Annotated in this window: 14 protein-coding genes and 1 tRNA gene; 9 read left to right on the top strand and 6 right to left on the bottom strand. The window is 65.3% G+C overall.

From position 1 onward, the window contains the following. Nucleotides 1-18 precede the first annotated feature (18 nt). Nucleotides 19-498 (top strand): LPS assembly lipoprotein LptE, encoded by a 480-nt coding sequence (lptE, locus tag KF737_RS05310; RefSeq protein WP_296451103.1) that lies wholly within the window; start codon nt 19-21, stop codon nt 496-498. After that, nucleotides 495-1,547 (top strand): DNA polymerase III subunit delta, encoded by a 1,053-nt coding sequence (gene holA / locus KF737_RS05305; protein WP_296451100.1) that lies wholly within the window; start codon nt 495-497, stop codon nt 1,545-1,547. Before lptE ends, holA begins: the two co-directional genes overlap by 4 nt. Nucleotides 1,548-1,600: 53 nt before the next feature. Here the strand turns inward: holA and KF737_RS05300 are convergent, their stop codons facing one another. Next, on the bottom strand, nt 1,601-2,356 hold the full coding sequence (locus tag KF737_RS05300; protein WP_296451097.1) for a molybdopterin-synthase adenylyltransferase MoeB: 756 nt from the start codon (nt 2,354-2,356) through the stop codon (nt 1,601-1,603). Nucleotides 2,357-2,417: 61 nt separating this feature from the next. On the opposite strand from KF737_RS05300, the gene hslV reads away from it, so the two are divergent. The 3 genes from hslV to hslU all read left to right on the top strand — a co-directional run bounded on the left by hslV (nt 2,418) and on the right by hslU (nt 5,480). Further along, a complete protein-coding gene (hslV, locus tag KF737_RS05295; RefSeq protein ID WP_296451095.1) occupies nt 2,418-2,966 on the top strand; it encodes an ATP-dependent protease subunit HslV in 549 nt (182 codons plus the stop codon). A 303-nt stretch (nt 2,967-3,269) separates the two neighbouring features. Beyond that, a complete protein-coding gene (locus KF737_RS05290; protein WP_296451091.1) occupies nt 3,270-4,157 on the top strand; it encodes a DUF4440 domain-containing protein in 888 nt (295 codons plus the stop codon). Between the two features lie 18 nt (nt 4,158-4,175). Then, nucleotides 4,176-5,480, top strand: a complete 1,305-nt coding sequence (gene hslU, locus KF737_RS05285; protein ID WP_296451088.1) for an ATP-dependent protease ATPase subunit HslU — start codon at nt 4,176-4,178, stop codon at nt 5,478-5,480. A gap of 214 nt (nt 5,481-5,694) precedes the next feature. On the opposite strand, the gene KF737_RS05280 is transcribed toward hslU, so the two are convergent. Further along, nucleotides 5,695-7,617 carry a PQQ-binding-like beta-propeller repeat protein gene (locus KF737_RS05280; protein ID WP_296451084.1) on the bottom strand — a complete coding sequence of 641 codons (1,923 nt, stop codon included), beginning with the start codon at nt 7,615-7,617 and terminating at the stop codon, nt 5,695-5,697. A gap of 319 nt (nt 7,618-7,936) precedes the next feature. Between KF737_RS05280 and KF737_RS05275 the strand changes: the two genes are divergently transcribed. After that, nucleotides 7,937-8,013 (top strand) — tRNA-Arg (locus tag KF737_RS05275). A gap of 203 nt (nt 8,014-8,216) precedes the next feature. Here the strand turns inward: KF737_RS05275 and KF737_RS05270 are convergent. After that, nucleotides 8,217-11,780 (bottom strand): DEAD/DEAH box helicase, encoded by a 3,564-nt coding sequence (locus KF737_RS05270; protein WP_296451081.1) that lies wholly within the window; start codon nt 11,778-11,780, stop codon nt 8,217-8,219. Nucleotide 11,781: 1 nt separating this feature from the next. After that, a complete protein-coding gene (locus KF737_RS05265) occupies nt 11,782-12,534 on the bottom strand; it encodes a hypothetical protein (RefSeq protein WP_296451080.1) in 753 nt (250 codons plus the stop codon). Nucleotides 12,535-12,997: 463 nt separating this feature from the next. Here KF737_RS05265 and KF737_RS05260 point away from each other — a divergent pair, with 463 nt between their 5' ends. From KF737_RS05260 to KF737_RS05250, 3 genes are all read left to right on the top strand, one after another. After that, a complete protein-coding gene (locus KF737_RS05260) occupies nt 12,998-13,663 on the top strand; it encodes a hypothetical protein (protein WP_296451077.1) in 666 nt (221 codons plus the stop codon). A gap of 89 nt (nt 13,664-13,752) precedes the next feature. Beyond that, a complete protein-coding gene (locus KF737_RS05255; RefSeq protein WP_296451074.1) occupies nt 13,753-15,672 on the top strand; it encodes an SIR2 family protein in 1,920 nt (639 codons plus the stop codon). Beyond that, entirely contained in the window at nt 15,672-17,120 is a 1,449-nt protein-coding gene (locus KF737_RS05250) for a nuclease PIN (protein ID WP_296451071.1), read from the top strand. Before KF737_RS05255 ends, KF737_RS05250 begins: the two co-directional genes overlap by 1 nt. 496 nt (nt 17,121-17,616) lie before the next feature. On the opposite strand, the gene KF737_RS05245 is transcribed toward KF737_RS05250, so the two are convergent. After that, on the bottom strand, nt 17,617-18,603 hold the full coding sequence (locus tag KF737_RS05245; RefSeq protein ID WP_296451070.1) for a copper resistance protein B: 987 nt from the start codon (nt 18,601-18,603) through the stop codon (nt 17,617-17,619). Then, nucleotides 18,600-20,510, bottom strand: a complete 1,911-nt coding sequence (locus KF737_RS05240; protein ID WP_296451066.1) for a copper resistance system multicopper oxidase — start codon at nt 20,508-20,510, stop codon at nt 18,600-18,602. Before KF737_RS05240 ends, KF737_RS05245 begins: the two co-directional genes overlap by 4 nt. Nucleotides 20,511-20,635: the final 125 nt, after the last annotated feature.

Below are 20,635 nucleotides of genomic sequence, written 5' to 3'. Positions count from 1 at the left end.
GCCTCCCCCGCGCTTGCGATGGCGGCTGCGCTCGCGCTCTGCGGCTGCGCGGGCTTCGAGCCGCTCTACGCCCAGTCGGGGGTCGTGCGGAACCTGGCCGCCATCCAGGTGAACGCGCCCAGCGGGCGGACCGGCTACCTGATCCGCCAGCAACTGGACGACGCCTTCGCCAAGGATCACGCCGCGGCGCCGGTCTATTCGATGAACCTGTCGCTGAGCGAGGCGCGCTATCCACGCGGCGTGCGGATCGACAACGTCGCCACGCGCTACGAATACGTGCTGACCGCCAGCTATGCGCTGACCACGATCGCCTCGGGCGCCGTGGCGAAGAAGGGCTCGGTGCGCGTCGAGCTCACCTACGACTCCGCCGACCAGCCCTACGCCTCGATCAGCGCCCAGCAGGACGCGCAGGACCGCGCCGCGGCCGAGGCCGCGCGGCGTATCCAGCTCGAACTGGCGACCTGGCTCGCAACCGGCGCGAAGGTGGCCGCCCGTTGATCCTGAGCAGGCGCCCCGACATCGAGCGCTTCCTCTCCCGCCCCGACCCCCAGATCCGAGCGGCCCTGATCTACGGCCGCGACATCGGCGTGGTGCGCGACCGCGGCCACGCGCTGGCGGCGAAGATCGTGCCGAACCCGGACGACCCGTTCGACGTCGCCGTCCTCACCGAGACGGATGTCGCCGACGACGGCGGGCGGCTGGAGGGCGAGCTCGCGGCCCAGTCGCTGATGGGCGGCCGCCGCCTCGTGCGCCTGCGCTTCAACGACGGCAAGGCGAGCGCCGACAAGACGGCCGCCGAGGCGCTGGAGCGGCATGCCGCCGGCGAGCTGAACCCCGACGCCTTCTTCCTGATCGAAGCCGGCAATCTCGACCGCAACTCGCCACTGCGGAAGGCGGCCGAGAAGGCGGGCGGCGCGGCGGCCATCCCCTGCTACGAGGACGAGCCCGGCGACGTGGCGCGGCTGGTCCGCGAGACCCTGGCCAGGGACAACGTCTCGCTGAACACCGACGCCCTGAACCTCTTCGTCAATCGCCTGCCGAAGGAGCGCGGCGTCGCGCGGCAGGAGATCGAGCGGCTCGCGCTCTACCTCGGCCCGGGCAGCAACACGGTGGCGACCCCGGCCGACCTGGAGCCGTTCCTGGGCGTCGAGCCGGAGGCGTCGCTGTCCGACGCCGCGGCCGATGCGTTCGGCGGCCGGCTGGGCGAGGCGCAGGCGGGTCTCCGTCGCGCGGCGCAGGAGGGCGAGAGCGGTCCGGCCGCGGTGCGCGCCATCGGCATCCACCTGGGGCGCCTGCGCCGCACGCTGACGCTGATCAAGGCCGGCGCGGGGCCGCAGGAAGCCGCCAAGGCCAGCGGGGTCTTCTGGAAGCAGGAGCGCGAATTCCTGCGCCAGGTCCGCGCCTGGACCCTCGACGACCTCGACCGCGTCCAGCCCCAGGTGCTCGACGCCGACCGCGCCTGCAAGACCGCCGGCTCTCCCGACCGCCTCATCGCCGAGCGCCTGGCGCTGACGGTCGCCGGCCGGGCGCGGCGTCTAGGGCTTTAGCCTCCCCCCGCCTGTCATCCCGGTCTTCGCCGGAGGCGAAACCGGGATGACGGCTATGGGAATGCCGATCGGTCGCCGCCGCAGACCGGGCACTCGGGGTCCGCCGCCACCCGCACCGTCCGCGTCTCGCCGGCCAGCGCGTCGTAGAGCAGGAGGCGGCCCGCCAGCGGCTCGCCGGCGCCGGTGATCAGCTTCACGGCCTCCACGGCCATCATCGAGCCGATCACGCCCGCCAGGGCGCCCACCACGCCCACCGCCGTGCAGGTCTCCGCGTCCGGCGGGATCTCCGGCACCAGGCAGCGGTAGCAGGGCCTGGCGCCGAACACGCCCACCTGCCCCGTCCAGCGCCCGATGGCGCCCGAGACCAGCGGCTTGCCGTGCCTCACGCAGGCCGCGTTCACGCAGAAGCGCACCCCGAAGTCGTCCGTGCCGTCCAGCACCATGTCGACGCCCTCGACGAGCTCGTCCGCGGTCGCCTCGTCGAACGCGCCGTTGAAGCCGGCGACGAAGATGTGCGGGTTCAGGCCGTGCAGGCGGTCGGCCGCGGCGTCCACCTTGGGGCGGCCCAGGTCGTCGTCGGCATAGAGCACCTGCCGCTGCAGGTTGGAGCGCTCCACCTCGTCGGGGTCGGCCAGGATGATCGTCCCCACGCCGGCCGCGGCCAGGTAGAGCGCCGCGGGCGATCCCAGCCCCCCCGCGCCCACGATCAGCACGCTGGCGGCCTTCAGCTTCTGCTGCCCCGGCCCGCCCACCTCGCGCAGCACCAGATGGCGGGCGTAGCGCTCGATCTCCTCGTCGGTGAAGCTCATGGGTCGGTGAAGCTCATCGGGTGGCCTTGACCTCTCGGCGCCTGCTGCTCACATCGCGCCGATGTCGAACGATTTTCCGGACTGGCACGGCACCACCATCCTCGCGGTGCGCAAGGGCGGCAAGACCGTGGTCGCCGGCGACGGACAGGTCAGCATGGGCCAGACCGTCGTCAAGGGCACGGCGAAGAAGGTGCGCACCCTGGCCGGCGGCCGGGTGATCGCGGGCTTCGCCGGCTCCACCGCCGACGCCTTCACCCTGATCGAGCGGCTCGAGGCCAAGCTCGAGCAGTACCCCGAGCAGTTGGCCCGCGCCTGCGTCGACCTCGCCAAGGACTGGCGCACCGACCGCTACCTGCGCCGCCTGGAGGCGATGCTGATCGTCGCCGACAGGGACCAGATCCTCACCGTTACCGGCGCCGGCGACGTGCTGGAGCCCGAGCACGGGGTCGCCGCCATCGGCTCGGGCGGCAACTACGCGCTCGCCGCCGCCCGCGCCCTGGTCGACGCGGACGGCGTCGACGCCGAGGCCGTCGCCCGCAAGGCCATGGCCATCGCCGCCGAGATCTGCGTCTACACCAACGACTCCCTGACCTTGGAAACGCTGGGCTGAGGGGCGACACCCAGCCCTCCCCAACGCCCCCCACCGCCCCCACCGTTTGTCATCCCGGTTTTGGCGCAGCCAAAGACCGGGACCCAACCCGGTGCTCTGAGGTAGGGATTTGGCTCAGACCGCCCGGGCCAGCCCCCAACATCGACGCACCCGACGGTTGGGTCCCTGTCTTCGCGTGCCGCGAAACCGGGATGACAATCGTGGAGGAGGCGCTGCAATCGCAGGGCCGTTCGTCGCGGAGCCACCGCGTTTTGCCGCGAGCCGGCTAGGTTCGCGCATACCTTCACCCTAAGACGTCGACCCATGCGCAACGTTCTGCTCGCCACCCTCCTCCTCGCCGCGCCCGCCCTCGCCGCGCCCGTCGATCCGGCCCCGGTGGTGGCCGCCGAGCGGGCGTTCGCGGCCGACGGGCTGGAGCTCGGCGTGCAGGGCGCCTTCCTGAAGCACTCGGCGCCCGAGGGCATCGTCTTCCAGCCCGAGCCGGTGCTGGCCAAGGCGGTGTTCGGCGCGCCGCAGCCCAAGGGCCGGCCGCTGGTCTGGTGGCCGCTCTGGGCGGGCATCGCGCGGTCGGGCGACCTCGGCTTCACCACCGGCCCCTACACCTTCGACGGCAAGCCGCGGGCGTACTACTTCACCGTCTGGGCCAGGCAGCCGGACGGCCAGTGGCGCTGGCTCTACGACGGCGGCCCGCCCAGCGACATGACGAACGCCGCGCCCCAGGGCTCCGACGTCGCCTACGCCAGGCTCGCCGAACGCCGCGCCGGCTCGCCCGCCCGGGCCATGGCGGCGGTCGCCAGGGCCGAGATCGCCCTGCACGCCGCCGCCAAGTCCGACGTGAAGGCCGCCGTCCTGGCCGTGGTCGCCGACGACGGCCGCATCGTCGGCTCCAGGGCCGCGCCGCCCACGACCCGCGCCGAGATCGAGACCGAGCTCGGCACGCGCCCGGCCGCCATCGCCTACGCCCCGCTGGGCGGATCGGCCTCGAGCGCGGGCGACCTCGCCTGGACCTACGGCGCGGCGAGCTGGACGGCCGGGGACGGCTCGGCCCAGCGCGGCCACTACGTGCGCATCTGGCGCAACGACAAGGCGGGCTGGCGGCTCCTCTTCGACGAACTCCTGGCCGCGCCGCCGCTGAAAACGCCGCCCACGGCCCCGGAAAGCGCGGCGACGGCGTCGTCAGGCGGGAGCTGACCGCCTATCTAGGCGGCGATGACCGAATTTTCCCCCCGCGAAATCGTCTCCGAGCTCGACCGCTTCATCGTCGGCCAGAACGACGCCAAGAAGGCCGTCGCCGTGGCGCTGCGCAACCGCTGGCGCCGCCGCCGCGTGCCGGGCGACATGAAGGACGAGGTCACGCCCAAGAACATCCTGATGATCGGCCCCACCGGCGTCGGGAAGACCGAGATCGCGCGCCGCCTCGCCAAGCTGGCCCAGGCCCCGTTCCTGAAGGTCGAGGCCACCAAGTTCACCGAGGTCGGCTACGTCGGCCGCGACGTCGACCAGATCGTCCGCGACCTGGTGGAGAGCGCCATCGCCATGGTCCGCGAGAAGCGCCGCGCCGGCGTGCGCGCCCGCGCCGAGGCCGCCGCCGAGGAGAAGATCCTCGACGCCCTGACCGGCCCCGGCTCGACCGCCGCCCGCGAGAGCTTCCGCAGGAAGCTCCGGGCCGGCGAGCTCGACGACAAGGAGGTGGAGCTCCAGCTCGCCGACACGTCGAACCCCATGGGCATGATGGACATCCCCGGCCAGCCCGGCTCGCAGATGGGCATGCTCAACATCGGCGACATGCTGGGCAAGGCCTTCGGCGGCCGCACCAAGACCCACAAGACCACCGTGCAGGGCGCCTGGGCCCCGCTGATCGCCGAGGAGAGCGACAGGCTGGTCGACCAGGACGCGCTGACCGCCGAGGCCCTGGCGCTGGCCGAGAACGAGGGCATCGTCTTCCTGGACGAGATCGACAAGGTGGCGTCCCGCGCCGAGCGGCAGGGTGCCGACGTCTCCCGCGAGGGCGTGCAGCGCGACCTGCTGCCGCTGATCGAGGGCACGACCGTCTCCACCAGGCACGGCCCGGTGAAGACCGACCACATCCTGTTCATCGCGTCCGGCGCCTTCCACGTGGCCAAGCCCAGCGACCTGCTCCCCGAACTCCAGGGCCGCCTGCCGATCCGCGTGGAGCTGAAGGCCCTGACCCGCGAGGACATGCGCCGCATCCTGGTCGAGCCCGAGGCCAACCTCGTGCGCCAGCACCAGGCGCTGATGGCCACCGAGAACGTGACCCTGCAGTTCACCGAGGACGCCTACGACGCGCTCGCCGACTGCGCCGTCGAGGTGAACGGCGCGGTCGAGAACATCGGCGCCCGGCGGCTCCAGACCGTGCTGGAGCGCGTCATGGAGGAGATCAGCTTCTCCGCCGCCGACCGCGCCGGCGAGACCGTCGTCATCGACGCCGCCTACGTGAAGGCCCGCATCGGCGACCTCGCCAGGAACGCCGACCTCAGCAAGTTCATCCTCTGACCTTTCCTCCCTTGATGGGCAGGGCAATCGCATATGGATGCGGGTGGCCGAAAGGCCGTCAGTCAAACCGCAGAGATCGCGGAGATACGCAGAGGATTCCCGTGGATTCGCGAGCTTCTCTGCGCATCTCCGCGATCTCTGCGGTTCATGAATCGGGCGGACAAGCCGCCCACAAGCCATATGCGATAGCCCTGCCTTGATGGGGAGGGGATGATCAGCGTTTTGGCCGGTAGGCGACCAGGACGTTGCCGGCCGTCTGGCCGAACTGGACGTAGCCCGAGGGCACGAACAGCATCCCGTCGCCGGCGAACGGCCCGGCCGCGTCGATCGAGCCGCCCTTGCCCGCGAGCCTGTTGACCGTCTCGAACGACCCCGAGGTGTCGTGCGTGGCGAGCCGCTTGCCTGTCGCCGCGTCGAACACGTGGAGACGGCCGTCCAGGCTGCCCGCGATCACCGCCCCGTCCACCACCAGCGGCGGCGCGGAGACGCCGTAGCGGATGTCGCAGCCGGCCACGCGGGTCCGGCGCTCGCCCGTGCAGTCGGGCGTCGCCTTCCACGACCAGGCCACCTTGCCGCTGGCGATGTCGATCGCGTAGAGGCCCGCGGCGTTGTCGGCCGGCGGCACGCCGGGGTCGGAGATCGGCGCGAAGACGCGCACGCCGTCGGTGGCGATGCCCCAGTGGACGCCGCCCAGCGCCGTGCCCTTGCCGAACTGGTGATGCCAGACCTGCTTGCCGGTCTTCGCATCGACGGCCCAGACGTCGCCGGATTTCTGGCCGCCGAGGATCAGGCTCTTGCCTTTCCCCTTCCAGATCACCGGCCCGCCGCCGAAATCGTGGTCGCGCAGCACGCTGCCTTCCTCGGCGAAGAAGCAGTTGGGGCCGGGCTTGCGCTGGCCCGGACCCGAGGCCGAGCCGATCGGGCACGACATGTTCCAGACGTCGTTGGCCAGCGCCTGGAACGCCCATTTCTGCTTGCCGGTAGCCAGGTCGATGGCGACCAGGGCGTCGCTGGTGCCGGTGGCGGGCGGCGAGGTGTTCTCGCCGGTGGCCGTGTAGACGACGCCCGCCTTCAGGTCGACCGAGGGGCTGGACCAGATCGGCGCACCCGAGGGTCCGTACATCTCGACCCCTTGCGAGTTCTTGCGGCCGAGCGGCTGGGCCTCGGGCATCGTGTGCCAGGTCCAGAGCACCTTGCCGTCCTTCGCGTCCACGAGCGCGACGGCGCCGTGGGCCTTGCAGCATTCGAAGGTGGGCCGCATGGCGTTGCCGACGTCGATCGCCGAGATCGGGACGACGATCCTGTCGCCGGCGAAGACCGGGGAGCCCGAGAGCGGCACCGTCTTGTCGTGGCGCGGGTCGGCCTTCCAGGCCACCGCGCCCGTCCTGGCGTCGAACGCGACCAGTTCGCCGTCGCTGTCGCCGCCGACCACGGCCCAGGGGCCGTTCTTGCCCAGGCGGCCGTAGGCCAGGCTGGTGCGCAGGCCGTTGGCGGGCGTCGCCCACTTCACGCAGCCGGTCTTGGTGTCCAGCGCCAGCATGTAGCCGGCCTGGCCCGCGGGGAAGAACAGCGTCGAGCCCACCACCACGCCCTGGCCGCGCAGGCCCGAGGTGCGGGGCATGGCGAAGGTCCAGGCGACCTCGAGGTCCGCCGCCTGCTTGCCGGTGAAGCCGGCCTGGGCGGCGGTCATCCGGCGCGAATTGTCGGTGTCGACGCCGAAGCCCACCTGGGCCGGCGCGGCGGAGAGGTCGACCGTCGCCTTGTCCGCGGCGCAGCGGTTGTCGTCGATCCAGGCCGTGCCCGTGGCCCCCTCCGGCGCGGCGAGGTACTGCACCACGTCGCGGATCTGCCGGCGATCGAGGCCGTCGCCGATGGGCTTCATCACCCCGGTGGTGAGGGCGGCCATGATCGTCTGGGCGCTCATCTTGCGCAGCGACGCCACCGGCGGGGCGCGGTCGCCCGCGGGCGGGGCGTTGTGGCAGGCCGCGCAGAACTGGTCGTAGACCGGCTTGCCCGGATCGTCGGGCCCGCCGGTGGCCTGCGCCTCCGCCCGCCCCAGGCCGCCCAGGCCGAAGCCTGCGATCAGCAGTGCGCCGGAGACGGCGCCCGCGCCGAGAACTTGTTTCCAGAGGCGCATCCGCTTCCCCATGACCATACCGGCCTTTCGGCTCGTGACTTGGCGCGGAACCTAGCGCATCGCAGGCTGCGCGCGAATTGCCCCGCTGAAACCTGAAGGGTCGGGTTTGCGGCGGCGCGGCCTTTCGGCTAGAGACACGCCTCCGCTGAAGACGCACCCGTAGCTCAGCTGGATAGAGCGTTGCCCTCCGAAGGCTGAAGTCAAGTGATCAATTGAAGAAAAGGACCTCAAAAAACACAGAAGATACAGCGCGTTGCGAGCACCTCCATCGCCGCTTTAAACTCGCAAACTTTTCGCGTAAGCACCGCGTAAGCAACAGGCACCCATAGCTCAGCTGGATAGAGCGCTACCCTCCGAAGGTAGAGGCCTCAGGTTCGAATCCTGATGGGTGCGCCATTTCTTCCGATCACAGACACGGCGGCCAGCGGTGGCTAGATGCGGAGTTGGCTTAGTGTCCGTGGCGGATTTTTCTGGTCCGCCGCGCCTGGGAATGCCAAATTGTGGGACTTAGCTGCCCTCCTCGCAAACATGCAGAACCGGCAGCTTCCGCCGAAAGCGGTCGTAGCCGCATCGGCTAAAGCAGATAATATTAAGCGCGATCAACGATGGGGCAGATAAGGCTCACCGATGACGAAGGACATCGCCACCAGAAGCTCGAACTGGAAAAGGGCGGGTTTCTCGGGCCAGTCACCCGGCTTTACGCTTCGCGCCACCTCATAACCGGCCGGGTCAAGCCAAACGATCGCGTCGGCCTCTATCAGTGGCAATACGACCAATCGTTGCTGCCGATACGCCTCAGCGGGACGCACGCATTCCACTTCGATCGCTATCGTCGTGATCCCTAGACGCGCTACGCGCGCGGGCTTCCTTTCTTCTACCCATGCACGGATTGTTCTGGGATCGAGAAGTGCGTTGGCATCCTCGCCCGCCGGACGGCCTTCATAATAGGCTTTCGCATCGAGTTCTGCCTGCGACCGATCGACCGCATCTCCACGCGCAAGCAGGAAGGCCGCTACCGGGTCGAGGGTGCCCCAACTGATAAGCTCTTTCAGCCAAAAACCGATCCACGGCAGACCGCTCATCGGCCAGTCGGCTATTTCCAGCGCGCGAATGGGCTGTCCGTCATCGGTCGTATCCAGCAACAGGCCGATGACGCTACCGAGTCCCCAAGTCCCACGATAGATGAAGTTATTCGCTACAAAGGCATACCAGTTCGTAACCTCATTTGGGCGGGGCTGTCGCGCCAGCGTCGATTTGGCCAGCCACCAACGCAGCAGCATGGGCCAATCGTTGAAGTTCTTCTTTCGACCCAGTTTGGTCTCGATCGCAAAGACTGGAATTTCGGACAAAAATGCCAGCACATCGCGGATAAAAACGAATTGCTGCTCGACGGTCCAGCGAGCATAATCGGCGCCTAGCGCGAGCTTGGTGCGAATTTCCTCCGCGCGGTCCAGCAACAGCTTAGCAGATCGTGGCGTCAGGCTCGTCTTATATAGACGACGGCGCTCATCGGCGCCGGGATACTGGGCCTTGATTGCTCTGCCACGCGCCAGCCAGATCGTCGCCAGATGCGCCTCACCATGCGAAGCCGCATGGGCATAGGTGCGTCGCCAAATCTTGGCTAATTCTGCTTCAAGCTGGGCGTCGTCGAGTTCGACACCCTTGAGTTCCTCGACCTCCTGGATTGCCGCGATCAGAAATGCGTCCAGTGAATCGAGATAATCATGGCTGGTTGGCGGGTCTGCGGCCTGCTCAGTGACAGCCGTCTGCTCAAGCCAGGCGATGAATTCGGCCTCGGATCCTCCACCTACCACCGCTTTCCACGCACGTTCCAGTTCACGAAGCAGGTGGCCGAGCGGACTCGACGCCTGATCGTCCGGGATGAGATCACCCACCGCTGCGGTCGCGGCCTCCAACTGGGCGACCAGGCTCTCGTAGCCGTTCCATTGCCGATTATAGGTTGGCACAATCTGGCCGAACCGGTTCTCATAGGTGCGCTCGGGCAGGACAACGAGTGCGCTGCCTTCCGTTGCAACACCGGGCCGCCCCGCGCGGCCGATCAGATTGCTGAACTCCTGCAACGGCAGTTCGCCGTTACTTCTGAAGACGCTGGGGATCAGCAGATAATTCACCGGGATGTTGACCCCCTCTGACAGGGTCGATGTAGCGATGATCACTCGAACATAGCCACGATCAATAACGGACTTCAGTCGCCGGGCGAGGAGACCCGGCATCTTGCCGTGATGCACCACGATGCCGCGCGCCAGCAGCCGATACTCGACGGAATCCGCCGTAAAATAGTCGATGGCGGTCGCCAGGCATCGCGCCCAAATCTCGTTACCCTCCTCAATCGACCAATAATCGGGAAGTGCGATATCCTGCCACTTGTCCAAGAGATCGGCGCAGGTCGCGGCAAAGGTGTCGATATTCTGCGTTAGCGAAATCAAGACTGAAGGCGTTGAGCCATCCGGGCGTTTTGCCGCCAGGTTGAGCGCGGCCCACAGCGTCGGCGCGCGCATCCGAACTTCGGGACCGTCTTCTGCATCGATACCCCCCGGAACAGCGGGGAATGGATCGGGTACGAACGGTGAGTCGTCGCGCCGCTCGTCGTCAAACTTTAGCGAGTGCCCATCCATCAGACTGTAACGGATCGCGAACTGACCGGTTGGGCGCACTTCGAGACGCCCAAGCATTTGTCGTGTGCTGCGATAGGATGAACTTGTAGGGATCGCGTCAGGCGCATCGGAAACCCAACGGGCCAAGGCTGGCGCTGCTCGTGCCGCCACCGCAGACAGCGCGACAATGCGGAATTCATGATCTTCCCGTGCGCGCATCAGGCGCGTGCCGAGTTGTTCGAGCCGAAACGAGCGCGATGTTCCGTCCCCCAGTCCCGTCAGCCGGGCTTCGTCCTGCTCCACCATATGGGCTTCATCGATGATGACCGTGCGAACCCGGCTGAGGAACAGCACGCCCAGATAACGCAGGAGCGCATCAGCTTTCTCAAACGTGCAAATGACCACGGTCGGCTGATCGGTCTGAATCCAGGCATCGGTCGGCCCCCAATCGACGCCGCCATATAGGCCGGTCACGACAACGGGTTCTGCTGCGATCCCGCGAAGATCCTCGGCGAGACGGCCTTCCACCTCTGCCGCGAGCGCGCGGGACGGCACGAGGTAGAGCACGAGATTGCCGGCAGCACCTCCTGCCGGCGGATCGGCGAACAAACCCTGGACCGCCCCAAGGGTCGCAACCGTCGTTTTCCCTGAGCCGGTTGGCGTACACAGCACGAACGAGTTGTTGTCGCGCAGCTTCGCTATGCCGGCAGCCTGCGCCGGCCAGACGAGGGCTCGCTTGTTGGCAAACGCCGAACGCGCGAACTGCGTGAGAGCGTCGCCGGCCGGGCCACTCGACGTGAGGCGGAGCCCGTCGATCTGCGGCCAGAGACAGGTTTCGATAAAGCGCCGCGCACTGGCGGCCGTCAGCCGCGCCAGCAGGTACGAATAGGGATCTCGGCTATGCAGGAATCCCAGCGCGAGCGCTTCCAGTTTAACCACCGCGCGCTCGACGGGAGCATCGCCCCCCGTTCTCAGAAACGCGCAGATCGTCCCAACGCACATGACTATATGCTGGACGGACGCCATTTGGAGATCATCGGGATCGATGCGACCATCGCTCCGCAGTCCGCGATAATTGCTCCAGAACGTCTGCGCCGCCTGGAAAGCAGCCGGGAAGTCTGCCCGCACGAACTGGCGGAGAAGCTCCGACAGCGGCTCCCCCTCCGGCAGCCGCCGTAGATGTCCCAGCGCCATCGCCGGATAATCGGCCAACTGGTAGGCGGCGGCAGCCAGCAAATGCAGCGGCGCGCCCGGCGGCTTTAGCTGAGATTGCGAAAGCCATTCGATGATCTCTGCCGCGCGCTTGATCGCCGTGCGCCAAGGGGAGCTAATGTCCGCGCTTCGCTCCAGCCACCCGCTTTCCAAAAGCAACATCGCTTCGTCGAGATATCCAGCGACGTCTCCTGGCCCAAAACTCGCCAACCCATCACGGCCCATGTCGCGCCGCAACCGTTGGCTGTAGAGTTTTGCTTGGCGCGCGGTGAGGGCTTGGCCTGCCAGATTCTCCCGAATTTCGCGGGCGATAGCGATAGTCGCTGCGTTCGCCACCTCAAGCGCCCCGGTACAATATATCGACTACAGCATCTAGATTCTCGAACTGAAACTCCATCGCTTCGAGGTTGCGCTGTACCGTATAGGCGGGATGAGGCGCTTCGGTAGGGAGCCAAGCAATCCGGTCACCGGGTTGTTTGGGCGAATGACCGACAGCATAAGCGAGCCCATCGTGGCGAGCTGCTGTGCGGAAACCGTCCCTGTAGAACTGAAGCAGCGCCTGTTGCCATGCTTGAGCTTCGGGCGTGTCGTATTCCGTCAAGAGATTGATTAATTCGCGTACGCCGCTAGGCCGGTTTCCGCCGACCATAAGTTTCTCATGGGCATCTTTCATTATGCCGGTATTGCTGATCGCGAGGCATTTGGCTTCAAGCGTCAGAATATCAGTAATCACGCCATTGGCGTCTACGCGGAACGCCAGCCCGTCGTCGCCTGTCCGACCTGGTCTCTTCTCTTTTTCAGCATCGGGTTCGTGCACCTCACCCGCCAAGAGACGTTCGTTGATCAGGTCCAGATGCTGAAATTCTTGATCGTGAAAACGGAAAAGCAGCGCTGGAACCAACCAATCCGCATGGCCAATCGCTCCAAAATGCTCCACCGCGAGCACGCCTAGCGTTTCGCCGAGATATCCCTGAAGCGATATGCGATTGAGCATGGCAGGGTAATTTGCAGCAGGGTCGTGCGCCGGATCGTTAAAGGGCGACAGATCGTCTTGGAAGCCTGAACGTATCCGGCGCCGGGCATCGTCCAACGCTTCTTGGACATAGGCGATCAGTTCATCACGGAGCGGACCTATGGCGCCGTGAACTTCCCGCCAAACCCGTAACCGGTAGCGTTGATGCGTCTGGGGTATCCCTTGATCGACTAACCAGGAATTGAGAGGAACAGGCGCTAGGCGACGAAATCGAATCACGTTGTTTAGTCACCCCTCCGTTCCCCAAGTATGCCGTTAGCACCGAAAAGATCGGGATGCATTTACTGGTGTGCCTCCCCGGAGGCTCAGTTCACGGAGTTTGAAATAACCGGTTGCCGTCGCGCCGCGCTGCAGGGGCTCGGAGGAGACTCCGCAGCGCCCCCTTAGACTCGCCGGTCACGCTAAGACAGTGCACCTTCACAGCCACCCCGCGCACGTATTTCCTATATCGCGCACAATATTTCATTTTCATGCGCGATGCGCTAAAAAATGCTTCGACTCGAGCTTTGAAGGGGTTCAGGTGGCATTTCGCGCGGATGAAGCGGCCGAGGTCGGCTTGGAGCGAGTTAAACGGTATCTCATTCCGCGCAGCCTGACAGCAGACGAGCGTCAACAGGCAGAGCGCGCTTTAGGCGACATCGTCGCCACATGTGGGCCGGTCGTCGGAGGCTACCCAAGCTGGCATCCCCTCGTGGCGAAATCTCTGAAAGCGAGCGACCAAGTCACTATCCCGAGCGAACGCTGCGGATACCGCGGCCTCGATCACACAGTCTATTTCGCCCATGGGTTCGTCACCTGTCCATACGGCGATGGCGAAGAAGTGATGCGCTCAGCAAACGACATCGTCGGGCCCAAGGATATTTACGTAACGGCCGAAGCAATCGACGCACCGTTCTATTCGAGCGGGACGACGCCGATCCTCGTGAAGTGCGAGTGGATGGCAGACCTCGAGGAAGGCTTCACCATCCCAAAATCTCTCGCCGTCCCACTTATGCTCGAGAGGGAAGTGCCGGCTTGGCGGTGGTCTGAGGTTGGCGAAACATGGGAGAATATGCGCTCGTACCTCTTGGGTTCACCCCACGGCGCGCGATCGTCGCTGTTCGTCACCCAAGACACCGCGTTAGCCATGAAGAAGATCTACGAGGCGATGGTCAATTCGGGCATGTATGGGCCGATATATCGCTGATCTCCCCTGCTATTATTCATCTTCCACTTTAAAGGCCTGAGATGAGCGACAACCGCTCGATATACTCTGATTGAATTTGGAAGCCTGGAGTGCCCCACAATCTGCACATCGCGAAGGAGAGCCCCATCAGTTCCGTTCCAACCATGTCCGCCGCTCAGTTCGCGACCGCCTTCGCCCTAAGACCGAATCTGGTGGCATGGTTTCTCGGCGCCGGCGCGTCGGCGGCATCTGGCATCCCGACCGGCTATGCGATGATCCGCGACTTCAAGACCCAAATCTTCTGCCGCGAGACAAACCTTTCTAGGCGAGAAATCGATACCGCTGACCCCGTGTGGATCGATCGGATCGATGATTTCTTTCACCGAACGTCGTTGTTGCCGCCGAACGGAGATCCCACGGAATACGCCGCCGCCTTCGAGGCGGTTTATCCCCAGCCTCGCCACCGTCGACAATATATTGCAGATGCGGTCGCGAAGGGCACGCCATGCTTCGGGCACAAGGTGCTCGCAAGCCTGATGGCCGCGGGCAAGGCCGATTGCGTCTTCACGACGAATTTCGACTCGCTTGCAGAAGACGCCGCAGTTGCCGCCAACGCAATCCTGCCCACCGCCGACCAGAAACGGCCCACTGTGGCGGCGATCGATTCCGCGGATAGGGCCATGCGTTGCCTTGATGAATCCGACTGGCCGCTAATTGCGAAACTCCATGGCGATTATCAGTCGATCGCGATCAAGAATACCGGATCGGAGCTGGAGCAGCAGGACGCCCGCATGCGGCACGTGCTGGTTGAGGCCGGTAAGCGGTTCGGGATGCTGTTCATCGGTTACAGTGGGCGCGACACCTCGATTCTAGAGGCACTGAACGACATCCTGACTGCACCCTCTCCGTTCCCTAATGGGCTGTATTGGGTCGCCTCATCAGCGAGCCGCCTGCTCCCAGCCGTTACCGAATTCCTGGATCGCGCGCAGGCGTCCGGGGTTGACGCTTCAGTTGTCGAATGCACGACGTTCGACGAGCTAGTCGCCGAAATCATTAAGACAACCGATCTGCCGCAGGCGCTTTACGATCGCGTGATGGAAGGGCGATCTACGCCGCGCCTCGTACCCGTCCAAATTCCAAATGCTAAAGCCCGGGCATTCCCAGTGCTGCGCTATTCGGCAATTTTGCTCCAATCGATGCCGACCGCGGCCAGGCGCATCATGCTCAGTCAATCGACGACGTCGGCAGAGGTGCGCGAAATCTTCAAGGCGAAGGCATGTCGAGCGACGGCGGCCGCGTTGGGGCGGGAGCTTGCGGTATTTGGGCGGGACCAAGAGATCCTGGACGCCTTGGCTCCGCTTGGTCCATCGCTCGCTGGAACGATCGACCTCGATCCGGCCGCGGATAGCTGGGCTAGGGGTTTGCTCTACGACACGCTCGCGCGCGCTCTTGCCCGACGGCGCCCGCTCATCCCGCGCCTCCGGCGTTCAGGGCATTCGCTTGTTGTCGCCGCGCCGCGCCACGGAGACGACCCCGAGCGGGCACGGCGCCAGCAACAGGACCTGACGCGCCTTCGCGATGCCTATGGGTCAAATCTCTTCGGCACCGTGCCTAAGCTTGATTTCCCCTTTCAGGAGGGCGTCCACATCAAGCTCGAACAGGTCAACGGCAAGTGGTGGTGCGGCTTCGAGCCATATACGTTCGTCCAGCTACCTCGGCAGGACGGTTCGCAAGCCGATGGTGCGGAGGATGCGGCCCAAGAATCGCCCGCCGATATGGGCATGCAAGCCACGCGACGGGGTGATCCCGCCGGTGACTGGCGTCGCGAGCGCTGGGCACCACGTTATAACAAACATTGGGCCGGTATCATTAGTGCGTGGGCGCAATTGCTCACTGAAGCGGGAGGCACGACCCGAAGCGTCTTCGGGCTTGAGGAAGGCACGGGCATCGATGCCGTGTTCAAGGTGTCGCCAGTAACAGGATTCAGCCGCCCGTCGCACCACCATGCCTATTTTGATAGGAGCAAATGATGGCGAACCCGGCGCTCACCGAGCTTCCGCCGTTCACGCTTTTGGATGAGCCGGACCTGTCGTTTTCGCCATCGGACGCGACCCAAGTCGATGTCCATCCGCTTCGGGGGCTCGTGAACTATGGGCCCTACTCGAAGGGGTCTTTCAGCGGATATACTCCTCGTGTGCGCATAGCGACAGTCGGGCCGGCGGGCGCTTTTCATCGCCGCGGCGAACTCATGAAGCTGTTGCGCAACGTGCATCGGCCCTCCGATCGATCCGAATATGTGCCGGAATATCCTGGTTTCGAGCGCCTATTTCGAGTGGCGCTCGAGGCGGCCCCTGCAACTGCGCATATCAAATGGCCTGAACGGCTTGACCAACTGCCGGGCGACGGCGACGCGCATCATCGCCTCTATCTGGCCATGGATGCCGCCATTCGTCGGCTCGACGCCGTGCGCAACGAGTTCGACGTCGTGCTGGTCCACTTTCCCGACAACTGGGACACGGCGACACGTGGAAGATTCTTTGACGCGCACGACGTGCTGAAAGCTCTAGGCGCCAATTATAATATTCCGACCCAGGTCCTGAACGACCGCGTCTTCACATTCAGCTACAAGGCCTCGCTCGCGTGGCGTCTCTCGACCGCACTGTACGTGAAAGCTGCGGGCACGCCGTGGAAGCTGGCGCCGCTGAAAGGCGTGCCGACCGATACCGCCTACATAGGGTTGGCTTATGCCCTACGCGGCGATCAGCAAGACGCGCATTATGTAACGTGCTGCTCGCAGGTCTTTGACATGGACGGCGGCGGCATGCAGTTCGTTGCGTTCGAAGCGAGGGACCCAGTGGCCGACGTTGCCGAAGCCCGTAGGAACCCTTTTCTCAGCCGCGATGACATGCGCGCGGTCCTCGCCCGTAGCCTGGAACTCTATCAAGGGCGCAACGGCGGCAACCTGCCAAAGCGCATGGTCATTCACAAGACGACGGCCTTCAAGGATAGCGAAATCGAGGGCGCGTACGACGCTCTCGCCGGTGTTGCGGAAATAGAGTGCGTCGAGGTCAGCTCGGCATCGTGCTGGCGCGGCGTCTGGCTCATCAAGTCAGGGGTCGACAAACCCCCGTCCCGGCCGTCAGGCTTTCCCGTCCCACGCGGGACGATGGTAGTCCGGACAGGTAACTCTGCCCTAGTGTGGGTAGCAGGCAATGCACCCGAGGTATCGACCAAAGGCGACTACTATCAGGGCAAGAAGAGCATTCCCCGGCCGCTGCAGCTTATCCGTCATGCGGGCAGCGGGCCGCTTGAACTCATAGCACATGAGGCGCTGGCCCTCACGAAGATGGATTGGAATAACGACGCGCTCTACGATCCTGTGCCGGTCAGCATTCGCTATTCGCAGAAACTGGCCCGCACGATAGCGAACGTCCCGGACCTGCCGCGAAATGTCTATCCCTATCGGCTGTTCATGTGACCGCACCACGATATGCGCTCTGCAGGGCACGGCTCGGCCGGGCTAGGACGAAAACTGAATACGACCAGCTTATCGTAGCGCTACAGCGCAGGTGTAGTGCACGTCTTCATCGAGCGTGGTCGCCATATCAGATGGGTCACAAGCCGCTAGGTTTCAGCTCGCTCGATCGAACCGCCGAATGAAGGCTATGTCGGCGAATTCTGCCGAGGCGATCAATGCAGCACTACGATCACGGCGTTTCCACTGCGTAATGATCGGGGCAGGATTGCGCGAGCCGACAGATATGCTCCTTCACTTCGAGAAGGTGCTGAATGCGGTTCACCGGTTAGCCCTGCAAGCTCCCTTCTGCTTTAACAGCTCTCCGGCCGACTCCGCCGAGGCCGTCCTTCGATGGATCGATCCGTAAGGTTATCGAGCGGCGGATTGCCCCATCGGCTTCAAGTAACGCGAAGCGTAACGAACTGAACGCAGGCGGAGGGGGAGGAAATCTTTGGCGCTAGAACCATGCTCTTACGCCAAGGACAAAGCTGGTGCCGGTCGGATTTTCACCCCGCGCTCGCGCGAAATCCGCGGTTCGCCCGGTCTTCGCTTCGTAGGAGACGCCGACATAGGGGGCGAACTGGCGGGTAATCTCATAACGGAGCCGCAGGCCCAGCTCGGCGTCGGTGAGCCCGGCGCCGAGACGGTTTTCGGGCACCTCCTGCGCCGCCAGATTGAGCTCGACGCGGGGCTGAAGGACGAGGCGCTGGGTGATACGCTGGTCGTAATAGCCCTCAAGCCGCCCCAACAGGTCGCCCTTGCTGCTCAGGAACAGTGCACCCTCGACCTCGAACATGTAGGGTGCCAGCCCCTCGAACCCGACCGTCGCATAAGTGCGGTCCGGTCCTTGCCCGAAATCCTGGCGCACGCCGGCCTGCAGGTTGAAATAGGGGCCGACCGCGCGGCTGTAGAGCGCCTGGACCTCGCCGCTTTCGAGGCGGTCGCCGAGCGCCCCCTCGCCCTCGGACTTGAGCCAGAGACGATGAATGTCTCCGCCGACGAATGCCTCACCGTCCCAGCGATAGCCGTCGCGCCCTTCGCGCGCCTGATATTCGGCGAGGTTGAACATTACCTGATAGACCGTCTGGCCGCCCTGCTCGCGCATCATCTCGGCGCGCGCCCGCGCCATGTCGGCGGCCGGGAACTGGCGGTCGGCATAATGATCCGTCTGTGGCTTCGGCGCGGGCGCGTGGCCCGCCGGAAGCGCGGTCCCGCCCATCGCCGCTCCGTCCTGTTGCGGCATCGGCATCCCATTGTGATCGTGACTGTCTTTCGAACCTGGCGCCAGCGCGTCTGGCTCCGTGCTTGCGGTCTCAGGTTGCGTGGTTGCAGCCCGATCGGCCGGCATGGCCATTCCGGCATGGGATGCGTGGTCCTGCGCATAGGCAGGAACAGCCGCGAGGAACGACACGGCGGCGGCGAGCGGCAGGGAACAGCGGTTCATGCCGTTTCTCCCTTTGGCCGGATGCTCACGATCCGCATCATGCCCGCCGCCATGTGGTAGAGCAGGTGGCAGTGGAACGCCCAGTCGCCGACCGCATCGGCGGTGACGTCCCAGGTGACCTTGCCGCCCGGCTGGACCAGCACCGTATGCTTGCGCGGCGCATGATCGCCATGGCCGGTGACCAGCTCGAAGAAATGCCCGTGAAGATGGATCGGGTGGCTCATCATCGTGTCGTTGATGAGGGTGACCCGTACCCGCTCGCCCTCGACGAACGGGATCGGCTCCATGCGATCGGACATCTTGATCCCGTCGAACGACCACATGAACCGCTCCATGTTGCCGGTCAGGTGGACGTCGAGGCTGCGCGAGGGCGCGCGCACGTCGGGATTGCGCTCGAGCGCCATGAGATCGCGATAGACGAGGACGCGGTGTCCGACATTGTCGAGGCCCTGACCGGGCTCGCCGGTGCGATCCACCGGCATCGGCGAGATGGTTTGCACACCGGGGGTTTTCGCGACCTGGGGCGCGTTGGAGAAATCCCGCATCCCCATCGAGCCCATGTCCTTTCCGCCATGGGACATCCCTCCCATGGCGCCGTGATCCATGCCGGCCATGCTGCTGTGGTCCATACCCGCCACGGTGCCGTGATTCATGCCGGCCATGGGGGTCGCCGGGCCGCCTGTCGCGAGACGGGCGGAGGCATTCTGCTCGGCGGTCGGATCGGCGCCGCGCTGCATGCCGGAGCCGGACATGGTCATGCCCTCCATGCCGGGCATCGCCGACATGTCCATGCCCATGTCCTTCATCGTCGCGAGCGGGCGCTCGCGGAGCGGCGGCACCTCGTCCTTCATGCCGGGACGCGGCGCCAGGGTGGCCAGTGCCATGCCCGAACGGTCGACCGCCTCTGCGACGATCGTGAACGCCTTGTCCTCTGCGGGCACGACGATCGCGTCGTAGGTTTCCGCGACCCCCATCTGGAACTCGTCCGTCGCTACCGGGCGGACATTCTGGCCGTCGGCCTGGACGATGGTCATCTCGAGGCCCGGAATTCGGACGTTGAAATTGGTCATCGACGACGCGTTGATGAAGCGCAGCCGCACGCGCTCGCCCGGCCGGAACAGGCCGGTCCAGTTGTCCCGCGGACCGTGGCCATTGACGATGTAGGTATAGACGCTGCCGCTCACGTCGAGCACGTCGGTCGGGTCCATCCGCATGCGGCCCCAGGCAAGCCGGTCCTTCAAGGACTGGTCGCGGCCGGCGATCAGGCCGGCAAGCGTCTGTTGCTGGAAATTGAAGTGGCCGGGATCGACCTTGAGCTTGCGGAAGATCTCCTCGGGCGACATCCGGCTGTGATCGGCGAGCACGAGCACATGTTCGCGATCGTATTGGACGGGATCGGGTCCGGCAGGGTCGAAGATGATCGGGCCGAAGTGACCAAGCTGCTCCTGGAAGCCGGAATGGCTGTGATACCAATAGGTCCCCGACTGGCGGATCGGGAATTCGTAGAGATAGTGCGACCGGGGCCTGATGCCCGGAAACGACACGCCCGGCACGCCGTCGAACTGCGCGGGCAACAGCACACCATGCCAGTGGACCGAGCTGTCCTCGTCGAGCGCGTTGACCACATTCAAGCGGACATTCTGCCCTTCCCGAAGGCGCAGCAGCGGCCCCGGTGTCGTGCCGTTGATACCGATTGCGTTCGCTCGCTTGCCGTCGACCACCATCTCGTGGCGCGCGATCGTCAAGGTGATGTCCTCGCCCGACACTGTCGGCAGCGCCGGCGTGATACCCGTCGAGATCGGTTGCGCCCAGGCAGGAAGCCAGGGGTTCAGCAGCAGCCCGGCGCCCGCGACGGCGCCGCCGTGCAAGACGGCGCGGCGGTTCAGAACAGGCTTTGAAGGGGTCATTGTCAGGAGTCTCTCAGCGAGTCGTGCCCATTGCTAAGGCTTGACACAATGTCAGGGTCAAGCCGCGTCAATGCTCTTGACCTTGACATGATGTCAGACCCCATCTTCAAGGCCAAAGGAGTCTC

Source organism: Phenylobacterium sp., assembly GCF_019636135.1.
Classification (GTDB): domain Bacteria; phylum Pseudomonadota; class Alphaproteobacteria; order Caulobacterales; family Caulobacteraceae; genus Phenylobacterium.
Note: the sequence above shows the minus strand (reverse complement) of the source record. Positions and strands in the feature narration are given on the sequence as shown.